The following is a 4,722-nucleotide window of genomic DNA, read 5'->3' on the forward strand; positions in this document are numbered from 1 at the left end:
TTCACACACGTGGACGGCCGTGTTTGGTATTGGGAAAACCTGTTCAGTGCCCCGTTCCTACTCGTTTCTGGCGCGGTCAATGTCGCGCAAACCGTCAGCTGCCTACCTGTTGTGCCCGTCACTGCGACGCATCTGAGTTGCCTCTTCGCGAACGGTGCTACCGACTCGAATGCCCGACTGGGTAACCCTGACCTTCAGGCACCGGTGTCTTCGTCCTCGCACAGCTATTTCGTTCTGGCCGGTGGCGCCTATAGCTGCGACCTTGCGCTCAGCAGCACGCAGTCATTCCAGTGGCGCCACGACGGCGCGGCAAATGCCTTGTTCAACGTCTACGCGAACGGATACCTGTTCGAGAGGTGATATATGCCCTACGCAATAAAAGCAGACGGCCAGCTTCGCTCGGTCAGCGCAACCATGGTTCTGGAAGACGACGAGACTCTGGTTGAGGAGCTGCCAAAGTGGCTCCTGACAAAGCTTGAAGAGATCGGAATTTTAGCCGGAAAGGCTGCATCGGAAGGAGCTTGGCGAAGCGAGGAGCTTTCCGCGACTGCTCGGCAACTTGAGGCTCTCGAGGAGGCGGAGGCTGATGTGCCTCCAGCGGATCTCCTCGGCGGTACTCGTAAAGCGTGGCTCAGATATCGAGGTCAGCTTAGTAGCTGGAAGGAAGGATCTTTGAATTTCCCGGATGGATCCTTCCGCCCCACTCGGCCTGATCCAGATATCATCAAGCACGTTTGATAATTACAAATTTGACTTTACCACTGGCCTCTATAAAGCGGTGGGTAAGTATGCTGTATGCCAGCCTGGGTCGTAGTAGATATAGAAAAAAACAGCGTCGCCGAAATTATTAGCGCAATGCTAACCACTAGCCAGTGTCTCCGTAGGAGACTTTTAATCGCGTCAAAATCACTGCTGTAGGCGAGAGCGCAATAGGCTGAAAGGTGAGCCGCGAGGAAGAAACGGCTTTCAACAGCTCCAGGAATTACGGCAACGACCGGCAGCAAGAGCACGAGGCTCCAAAATAAAGGGCTATGTTGCTGGTCGGTCTCGGGGCGATTCGTGGTTCTATTGAGTACAATTACCGACAATCCTGCGAAAAGAACCAAAAAACTTAATAGGGCGAAAGCGTCCCTGTTTTTTAATGATGTTTTGGTATATACCTCGCCATCGCGTAGATCGAGTCCGTTGATAATATGTCTACCGTAGATTCCTAAGAAATCGAGAGGGTTGCTTATTACCAGTCTTAAATAGGTTTCTAACTCGAATGCACTGGCTCCAATATTATTCTTGGTGAATAGCTTTTCTCCTGCCCTGTCTAAGTAGAAAACCTCTGGGCCTGGCGAGTTTTTATCAATCGAGGTTTCGTAGCGCTGTAACGTAATACCCCATAGTAACTGGTTCGCGAATAATGAGCGATTGTAGAGTGATGTAGTAATCAGTAGCGGCGAGAGCGAGTTTTCATTCTTATAATTAATCGCTACTTGAGGTATGCTGGCAACTGCCGCACCAATGAGAAAGGCAATTGTGGCAAACACTCTAATGCGAACACCGCTCTTAACGAAAATGATGAATGGCAGACCAATTGCCAATAGTCCGGCCGGGAAAAGGTATATAGATCTACTGTTATAAGCGCCATAGGCAAGTATTCCCGAAAGCACCAATAGGGCGTAACGTTTGAACGCGCCAGCTGTGCATGCGGAAGATAGCACGCAAATTGACGCGCATACCATCAGAGCCAAAGCAGGCAGATCGCTCAGTGGATAAACAATCACGCCGGGAAATAGCACCGCCACAAGCAGAGGCGTGATCAGTCGTCGCCCGAATGATACCTGGCCGCCAAATAGCTGCAAATAAAATTTAGGAATTAAAATGGCGAAGAAGTACCCATATACGACGGATGTAATAATTCTATAAGGAAAATAACCTAAGGCGTCAAATGTGTCTGATGCATATCTGGCTGGAGATAGCAGCGCTGGATAGAAGTATCCTCTTATGGTCTTTGGAAAGTTTAGTAAGTTGTCAATGCTGCTAAGTTTCCAGTAATTGCCAGAGTCCCACGGGAAGACAGCAACACCCATAATTTTGTGCAGCGTAAGAAATATAAGTGTTGTCGCTATAAAGGCCGCTATCTGTTGATGTCGAAGAAGCAACGCTTTTCTACCGCGCCGTATCGAAAAATCATGTGTCATTTGGTTCATGTGTCACCATTTTTATTCCGCGCTTCAGACGTAACTCTTCGCCGGGGTTTGATTTCGTGCTTATCGAGTGATGGAAAAGTTGCGCGATTCTACATCAATTGCGATGAAGTGAGCGTGGATGCTATCGCTCCACGCATTCGTCCTTACAAGACAAAACCGTTGCGGCAATCTCTGCCAGGAGAAACGTTATGAGCGTCACTGAAACAGACCGAGACATCCTCGCGCGTACGCTGTGGGGCGAGGCGCGCGGCGAAGGAACCGCCGGCCAGATCGCCGTGGCCTGGACGATCCGCAACCGCGTATTCGATGGGAAGGAGAAGTCGTGGTGGGGGGAGGGCTACGCCGGCGTGTGCCAAAAGCCGTGGCAGTTCAGCTGCTGGAACAAGACCGACCCGAACTATCAGTTCCTGATCGGCGTGAAGCAGATCCCGTTCCGCGAGCTGGCGCAGTGCCGGATCGCGGCTGACCAGGTGATCGACGGCAAGGTGCCGGATCCTACCGACGGCGCCACGCACTATTACGCGACCAGCATCAAGGCACCGGCCTGGGCAGCGAAGGCAAAGCAGACTCTTCGTCTGGGCGGCCACGTCTTCTTCAAGGACGTTCCATGATGGCGCTGCCGTGGAAGGTTGTTGGCGCGCTGGCGCTCGTCCTCGCCAGCTTTGGCAGCGCTTGGCAGTTTCAGGACTGGCGCTATGGCCAGCAACTTGCCGAGCAGGCCAGGCTGAGCGCCGAAACTCTCAATGAACTGACTATGGTCGGCGCCACCGCGCGACAAGCTGAGCAGGACAAGCGCTTCGCGCTCGAGCAGAAGCTGGCGGCCGGCGAGAAAACCCATTTCGAGAACATGACCAATGCACAAAACGATCAGGCTCGCCTGCGCGATCGCCTTGCCACTTCTGATTTGCGGCTGTCAGTCCTCCTCGACGCGGATTCAGCCAGTCGCTGTTCAGTGTCTGCCACCGCCGGCGCCGGCGGCGTGGATCACGCAGCCGTACGCGCCCGACTTGACCCAGGGCATGCTCAACGAATTATCGCCATCACCGATGAGGGCGACCGAGGATTAATCGCGTTGCGGGCCTGTCAAGCCTATGTCCGCGACTTGTCTAAGAGTTTGCAGCGCCCATGAGTCATGCTGACTAAAGACTAATGTGGAAATTGAACTAGCATAAGTTGCATAATCTTGTCCTAGAAGCGCTTTGGCAAGCTCAGTATCATGTTGCATGCCGCACGTTTTGGTCAGGGTGTGCATTTCCATGTATCTGAGTATTGAGAATGGAGTGGATACGTCGTCTATCGTTTTAATGTATGGATGCATTTGTTGAAGTTTGTGGGGTGATTTTGTATTGGCTGACCCTAAAAACTCTGACGAGTCTGATGTGTCCGTTAGGACGTAAAATACAATTGGTCCAATTTTTAGGGTTGTACTTCGAATGTTTGGTGGAGGAAGATTGTTAACGTCATTAGTAATGACGCATGTTCGATGGAAGCATTCAATCTGGTCGTCGCCACTAAAACCGATCCATATTTTTGTATTTTTGGATGGAGTTTTATTATGGTAGAACTCATCGTAATGTTCGTGGTGGTAGCCCGAAATTTTGGTTTCCATCAAGTCCCATTTCAGAGCAAGCAGGTAGGCCCAGCTCGCTAATTTCAACTGTTCATCTTGGCTTAGGTTAAGTTTGGAATTTAAGGCCTTCTCATAAATGGGAACCAAGTCGTTCTCCATTTTACCCATCCAGCCATTGTTGCACTCTTTACAGATTTTTCGAGTGGTTTTGGAGCTTATGTGATTCCTCGTTGATTTTTCGAAATTATTGTAAGATAGCTCGCCATCGATGTACCTTGCCACGCGTCGTCTCTGTATTGATTGATCGCAAGGGTAATTCAACCTTTTTCCAAGCCATTGAGGGAAAACATGTTCGTCGGATGGCGACTTTCCCCCACAAAAGACACAAGAACTCTTGAATTGATTTTTTTTTGCCATAGATATTCCACCTACCTAGATCAATTTTATTTAAGGCTATGCCGGGTTGAGGGCGCCGCAAAGGTGTTCTTGAGAAGGATAATGTGCGAGGCTTTTTTTTTCCGCAATTTTCATTTTACGGGCTGATTTTTCGAGGAAAAGCGACCCATCCTAGGCAGTGGCTGAGGAAAGATAGTGCATGCCACCGCCGGGCACCGGCGTCGTGGTTCATGACCCCATACGAGCCAAAGTTGAACTAGCGCATGCTCAACGATTTATCGCCATCACCGACAGCGGTGATCGGGGATTGATTGCACTGCAGGCATGCCAAGATTACGTTCGGTCAGTTTCGCGCTGATGAGGGAAGGGGTCTTTGAACGGGCTGTCTCCGTTGAGGATTCGTATCTGGATAGCCAGTTCGCTGATGTCGATTAATTAGTACACGGATCAGTACATCAGAGCGGAGTTGCTTGTGCGGAAGGTAATGATTATTGGCGTTTTGCCGATTAATTAGGTTCCGGCTTCGGGCACCATGAATATCAAGGGCTTGCATGACAT

6 protein-coding genes and 1 pseudogene are annotated in these 4,722 nt (G+C 50.5%); 5 read left to right on the top strand and 2 right to left on the bottom strand.

Translation table 11 applies throughout. From position 1 onward, the window contains the following. Both OQK_RS31650 and OQK_RS28920 read left to right on the top strand, forming a co-directional pair. The coding region (locus OQK_RS31650; protein WP_038861626.1) for a hypothetical protein at window positions 1–360 on the top strand (360 nt) is incomplete at its 5' end. Between the two features lie 3 nt (window positions 361–363). After that, window positions 364–738, top strand: a complete 375-nt coding sequence (locus tag OQK_RS28920) for a hypothetical protein (protein ID WP_016774519.1) — start codon at window positions 364–366, stop codon at window positions 736–738. Between the two features lie 17 nt (window positions 739–755). Here OQK_RS28920 and OQK_RS23255 read toward each other — a convergent pair whose 3' ends face one another. Next, entirely contained in the window at window positions 756–2,198 is a 1,443-nt protein-coding gene (locus OQK_RS23255) for a hypothetical protein (RefSeq protein WP_024012766.1), read from the bottom strand. 188 nt (window positions 2,199–2,386) lie between these two features. Between OQK_RS23255 and OQK_RS23260 the strand changes: the two genes are divergently transcribed. Next, complete coding sequence (locus OQK_RS23260) at window positions 2,387–2,809, top strand: cell wall hydrolase (protein ID WP_016774521.1); 423 nt, start codon at window positions 2,387–2,389, stop codon at window positions 2,807–2,809. Beyond that, the gene (locus tag OQK_RS23265; protein ID WP_016774522.1) at window positions 2,809–3,327 is read left to right on the top strand and encodes a lysis system i-spanin subunit Rz; all 519 of its coding nucleotides are present in this window, start codon (window positions 2,809–2,811) and stop codon (window positions 3,325–3,327) included. Before OQK_RS23260 ends, OQK_RS23265 begins: the two co-directional genes overlap by 1 nt. On the opposite strand, the gene OQK_RS30175 is transcribed toward OQK_RS23265, so the two are convergent. After that, window positions 3,262–3,927, bottom strand: coding sequence for a hypothetical protein (locus OQK_RS30175; RefSeq protein ID WP_157221933.1), 666 nt, complete (start codon window positions 3,925–3,927; stop codon window positions 3,262–3,264). The genes OQK_RS23265 and OQK_RS30175 overlap by 66 nt on opposite strands. Window positions 3,928–4,375: 448 nt before the next feature. On the opposite strand from OQK_RS30175, the pseudogene OQK_RS31655 reads away from it, so the two are divergent. Further along, window positions 4,376–4,522 (top strand): annotated as a pseudogene (locus OQK_RS31655) (lysis protein); the annotation flags it as partial. Between the last annotated feature and the right edge of the window lie 200 nt (window positions 4,523–4,722).

Origin of the sequence: Pseudomonas sp. R62 (assembly GCF_000257605.1) — a bacterium.
GTDB lineage: Bacteria > Pseudomonadota > Gammaproteobacteria > Pseudomonadales > Pseudomonadaceae > Aquipseudomonas > Aquipseudomonas atacamensis.